Raw genomic sequence first — 5,963 nt, forward strand, 5'->3', positions numbered from 1 at the left:
GTCCGAGAGGCCCGCCCGCGCTCGAGCGAGAAGGGAGTCGAGGCGGGAGCTGGAGCGCGAGGCTCCTGCCGAGGGCGTTCAGGGGATTGGCGGAGGCGTAAAAAGCAAAACCCCCGCCGGCGAGGGCGGGGGTTTTCAGAGGGGAGCCTGACGATTACCTACTTTCACACGGGCAATCCGCACTATCATCGGCGTGGAGTCGTTTCACGGTCCTGTTCGGGATGGGAAGGGGTGGGACCGACTCGCTATGGTCATCAGGCAAAGAGGGTTGTTCTGCTGGCGCGGCCAACAGAACCAATCTGGGAAGAAGCAGTAATCTTGGGTGGGTTGTGAGGTTGTATCTCACACATACGCGGTACTTCAACCGCAGTACGTCGAGCGCCTTGCACTCGACACTCGATATCCGTGAGCGCTGACGCGCCAACGACTACCGAGACAGACTTGTTATAGGATCAAGCCTTACGGGCAATTAGTATCGGTTAGCTGAACGCATTACTGCGCTTACACACCCGACCTATCAACGTCCTGGTCTCGAACGACCCTTCAAGGGGATCAAGTCCCCGGGGAAGTCTCATCTTAAGGCGAGTTTCCCGCTTAGATGCTTTCAGCGGTTATCTCTTCCGAACATAGCTACCCGGCGATGCGACTGGCGTCACAACCGGTACACCAGAGGTTCGTCCACTCCGGTCCTCTCGTACTAGGAGCAGCCCCCTTCAAACTTCCAACGCCCACGGCAGATAGGGACCAAACTGTCTCACGACGTTTTAAACCCAGCTCACGTACCTCTTTAAATGGCGAACAGCCATACCCTTGGGACCGGCTACAGCCCCAGGATGAGATGAGCCGACATCGAGGTGCCAAACACCGCCGTCGATATGAACTCTTGGGCGGTATCAGCCTGTTATCCCCAGAGTACCTTTTATCCGTTGAGCGATGGCCCTTCCATACAGAACCACCGGATCACTATGACCTGCTTTCGCACCTGCTCGACTTGTCGGTCTCGCAGTTAAGCACGCTTATGCCATTGCACTATCAGCACGATTTCCGACCGTACCTAGCGTACCTTCGTACTCCTCCGTTACGCTTTGGGAGGAGACCGCCCCAGTCAAACTGCCTACCATGCACTGTCCCCGACCCGGATCACGGGCCAAGGTTAGAACCTCAAACAAACCAGGGTGGTATTTCAAGGACGGCTCCACCGAAACTAGCGTTCCGGTTTCATAGCCTCCCACCTATCCTACACAGATCGGTTCAAAGTCCAATGCAAAGCTACAGTAAAGGTTCATGGGGTCTTTCCGTCTAGCCGCGGGTAGATTGCATCATCACAAACACTTCAACTTCGCTGAGTCTCGGGAGGAGACAGTGTGGCCATCGTTACGCCATTCGTGCAGGTCGGAACTTACCCGACAAGGAATTTCGCTACCTTAGGACCGTTATAGTTACGGCCGCCGTTTACCGGGACTTCAATCAAGAGCTTGCACCCCATCATTTAATCTTCCGGCACCGGGCAGGCGTCACACCCTATACGTCCACTTTCGTGTTTGCAGAGTGCTGTGTTTTTATTAAACAGTCGCAGCCACCAGTTTATTGCAACCCCTTCACCCTTTGCGCGCAGGCGCATCAAGCTACCAGGGCGTACCTTATCCCGAAGTTACGGTACCAATTTGCCGAGTTCCTTCTCCCGAGTTCTCTCAAGCGCCTTAGAATACTCATCTCGCCCACCTGTGTCGGTTTGCGGTACGGTCATCGTTAAACTGAAGCTTAGAGGCTTTTCTTGGAACCACTTCCAATTGCTTCGCTCCCTAAGGAGCTCGCGCCACACCCTTGAATTCCGCGCCCGGATTTGCCTAAGCGCCTTCTCCAATGCAGCGACCGGGACTTCCAACACCCGGACAACCTTCCGCGATCCGTCCCCCCATCGCATTTAACAATGGTGCAGGAATATTGACCTGCTTCCCATCAGCTACGCATTTCTGCCTCGCCTTAGGGGCCGACTCACCCTACGCCGATGAACGTTGCGTAGGAAACCTTGGGCTTACGGCGAGGGGGCCTTTCACCCCCTTTATCGCTACTCATGTCAGCATTCGCACTTCCGATACCTCCAGCACGCTTTTCAACGCACCTTCGCAGGCTTACGGAACGCTCTCCTACCATGCGTGCAAAGCACGCATCCGCAGCTTCGGTATATGGCTTAGCCCCGTTACATCTTCCGCGCAGGACGACTCGATCAGTGAGCTATTACGCTTTCTTTAAAGGGTGGCTGCTTCTAAGCCAACCTCCTGACTGTTTTAGCCTTCCCACTTCGTTTCCCACTTAGCCATATTTGGGGACCTTAGCTGGCGGTCTGGGTTGTTTCCCTCTTGACACCGGACGTTAGCACCCGATGTCTGTCTCCCGTGATTGCACTCTTCGGTATTCGGAGTTTGCTATGGCGGGGTAATCTGCAATAGACCCCCCAACCATGACAGTGCTCTACCCCCGAAGGTGAGACACGAGGCACTACCTAAATAGTTTTCGGAGAGAACCAGCTATTTCCAAGTTTGTTTAGCCTTTCACCCCTATCCACAGCTCATCCCCTAACTTTTCAACGTTAGTGGGTTCGGACCTCCAGTACGTGTTACCGCACCTTCATCCTGGCCATGGATAGATCACTTGGTTTCGGGTCTACGCCCAGCAACTGAACGCCCTATTCGGACTCGCTTTCGCTACGCCTGCCCTATTCGGTTAAGCTTGCTACTGAACGTAAGTCGCTGACCCATTATACAAAAGGTACGCCGTCACCCCTTACGAGGCTCCGACTGTTTGTATGCATGCGGTTTCAGGATCTATTTCACTCCCCTCCCGGGGTTCTTTTCGCCTTTCCCTCACGGTACTGGTTCACTATCGGTCGATCACGAGTATTTAGCCTTGGAGGATGGTCCCCCCATCTTCAGACAGGATTTCACGTGTCCCGCCCTACTTGTCGTACACCTAGTTCTTCCATACTGTTTTCGTCTACAGGGCTATCACCTGCTATGGCCGCACTTTCCAGAGCGTTCGACTAACAATACAGATAAAGAGTACAGGCTCTTCCCATTTCGCTCGCCACTACTTTGGGAATCTCGGTTGATTTCTTTTCCTGCGGTTACTTAGATGTTTCAGTTCACCGCGTTCGCCTCACATGACCTATGTATTCAGCCATGGATACTCCAAAAGGAGTGGGTTTCCCCATTCGGACATCTACGGATCAAAGCTCGTTTGCCAGCTCCCCGTAGCTTTTCGCAGGCTACCGCGTCCTTCATCGCCTGTGATCGCCAAGGCATCCACCACATGCACTTGTTCGCTTGACCCTATAACGAGTCTGTCTCATCTTTCGACGCAACAGTCGCTACAGGTTGAGTTCTCGCGTTGTGCCGTATTCCAAAATTGATGTCGGTCCGGCGTTAGCGCTTTAGCGCTTACGCCGGCCCCACTCCCGAAGGGAGTAGACCCGAATCATCTTGAGATACATCGATACAATCACAACCCGGATAGTTTCCACGTCCATCTCATTAGACGCTTCCGCTATCCAAATTACTTACTTCTTCCAGATTGTTAAAGAACGACAGCCGATACGTACTACGTATCACTCTGACTGGCTCAATCGCCAATGGGGAATACTCGATTCGTTCTCTCGAACCCAATCAAATATTCTCCATTGGGACTCCCTTCGGGAGTGAAATGCTCGTAAGCGCTGAAGCACTAACGAGCACCGCAATTGGTGGAGGCAGACGGGATCGAACCGACGACCCCCTGCTTGCAAAGCAGGTGCTCTCCCAGCTGAGCTATGCCCCCTACAGAGACTTCACCCAGGTTTCCTGCGCCAGACAACTTGGTGGGTCTGGTTGGATTCGAACCAACGACCCCCGCCTTATCAAGACGGTGCTCTAACCGACTGAGCTACAGACCCCTGAGTCTGTCTTGATTACAGCCGATAAGCGTGAGCGCTCAACTTCGCGGAAATAAGCTCGAGAAAGGAGGTGATCCAGCCGCACCTTCCGATACGGCTACCTTGTTACGACTTCACCCCAGTCATGAATCCTACCGTGGTGACCGTCCTCCTTGCGGTTAGACTAGCCACTTCTGGTAAAACCCACTCCCATGGTGTGACGGGCGGTGTGTACAAGACCCGGGAACGTATTCACCGCGGCATGCTGATCCGCGATTACTAGCGATTCCAGCTTCATGCACTCGAGTTGCAGAGTGCAATCCGGACTACGATCGGTTTTCTGGGATTGGCTCCCCCTCGCGGGTTGGCGACCCTCTGTTCCGACCATTGTATGACGTGTGAAGCCCTACCCATAAGGGCCATGAGGACTTGACGTCATCCCCACCTTCCTCCGGTTTGTCACCGGCAGTCTCCTTAGAGTGCTCTTGCGTAGCAACTAAGGACAAGGGTTGCGCTCGTTGCGGGACTTAACCCAACATCTCACGACACGAGCTGACGACAGCCATGCAGCACCTGTGCGCCGGTTCTCTTTCGAGCACTCCCGCCTCTCAGCAGGATTCCGACCATGTCAAGGGTAGGTAAGGTTTTTCGCGTTGCATCGAATTAATCCACATCATCCACCGCTTGTGCGGGTCCCCGTCAATTCCTTTGAGTTTTAATCTTGCGACCGTACTCCCCAGGCGGTCAACTTCACGCGTTAGCTACGTTACTAAGGAAATGAATCCCCAACAACTAGTTGACATCGTTTAGGGCGTGGACTACCAGGGTATCTAATCCTGTTTGCTCCCCACGCTTTCGTGCATGAGCGTCAGTATTGGCCCAGGGGGCTGCCTTCGCCATCGGTATTCCTCCACATCTCTACGCATTTCACTGCTACACGTGGAATTCTACCCCCCTCTGCCATACTCTAGCCTGCCAGTCACCAATGCAGTTCCCAGGTTGAGCCCGGGGATTTCACATCGGTCTTAGCAAACCGCCTGCGCACGCTTTACGCCCAGTAATTCCGATTAACGCTCGCACCCTACGTATTACCGCGGCTGCTGGCACGTAGTTAGCCGGTGCTTATTCTTCCGGTACCGTCATCCCCCTAGGGTATTAGCCCAAAGGTTTTCTTTCCGGACAAAAGTGCTTTACAACCCGAAGGCCTTCTTCACACACGCGGCATTGCTGGATCAGGGTTGCCCCCATTGTCCAAAATTCCCCACTGCTGCCTCCCGTAGGAGTCTGGGCCGTGTCTCAGTCCCAGTGTGGCTGGTCGTCCTCTCAGACCAGCTACTGATCGTCGCCTTGGTAGGCCTTTACCCCACCAACTAGCTAATCAGCCATCGGCCAACCCTATAGCGCGAGGCCCGAAGGTCCCCCGCTTTCATCCGTAGATCGTATGCGGTATTAATCCGGCTTTCGCCGGGCTATCCCCCACTACAGGACATGTTCCGATGTTTTACTCACCCGTTCGCCACTCGCCACCAGGTGCAAGCACCCGTGCTGCCGTTCGACTTGCATGTGTAAGGCATGCCGCCAGCGTTCAATCTGAGCCAGGATCAAACTCTTCAGTTCAATTCCTGTTACTGTTTTCGGTTGTTTCCAACCGGTCGCTCACTCAAAGCTGACAGGTATATGAATTGCTTCATAAACCTGACTTACTTTAGTGTGAGACTCTTGATACTTTTGCTTGCGATCCAAGGATCGCCCGCTTCCATCAAGCGCCCACACTTATCGGCTGTTCATTGTTAAAGAGCACATCTGCGAGAAGACTTCACTACTTTCTGCCGCCTTCTCAGCAGCGCTGCGTTGTCTGCAGCAGAGAAACGAGATTATGATCACTTATTCGCAGCGCGTCAACAACTTTTTTACTACCGCGTCGCGCTCCGCCCTGATCACCTTTCCGTGCCGCCGGTCGGCTACCGCTTCGACCGTACCACCTCGGCATCGGAACTTCCCGCTTCCCCTCTCGCGCCGCGTTCGGCTTGGCGCGAAAGAGGCGTGATTGTAGGCA

At 54.0% G+C, this 5,963-nt stretch carries 1 protein-coding gene, 2 tRNA genes and 3 rRNA genes; 1 reads left to right on the forward strand and 5 read right to left on the reverse strand.

What is annotated here, in order from left to right; genetic code table 11:
• Positions 1 to 145: 145 nt before the first annotated feature.
• The 5 genes from rrf to WS91_RS23910 form a co-directional block, all read right to left on the reverse strand.
• Positions 146 to 259, reverse strand: a 5S ribosomal RNA gene (rrf, locus tag WS91_RS23890).
• A gap of 189 nt (positions 260 to 448) precedes the next feature.
• A 23S ribosomal RNA gene (locus WS91_RS23895) occupies positions 449 to 3,329 on the reverse strand.
• 408 nt (positions 3,330 to 3,737) lie between these two features.
• Positions 3,738 to 3,813, reverse strand: a tRNA-Ala gene (locus tag WS91_RS23900).
• Between the two features lie 38 nt (positions 3,814 to 3,851).
• A tRNA-Ile gene (locus tag WS91_RS23905) sits at positions 3,852 to 3,928 on the reverse strand.
• Between the two features lie 63 nt (positions 3,929 to 3,991).
• A 16S ribosomal RNA gene (locus WS91_RS23910) occupies positions 3,992 to 5,524 on the reverse strand.
• Together the 16S, 23S and 5S rRNA genes with 2 tRNA genes alongside form the textbook arrangement of a ribosomal RNA operon.
• Before the next feature lie 234 nt (positions 5,525 to 5,758).
• On the opposite strand from WS91_RS23910, the gene WS91_RS37580 reads away from it, so the two are divergent.
• On the forward strand, positions 5,759 to 5,963 hold a 205-nt coding region (locus WS91_RS37580; protein WP_231752082.1), incomplete at its 3' end, for a hypothetical protein.

This window comes from Burkholderia sp. MSMB1498, from assembly GCF_001526245.1.
GTDB classification, from domain to species: Bacteria; Pseudomonadota; Gammaproteobacteria; order Burkholderiales; family Burkholderiaceae; genus Burkholderia; species Burkholderia savannae.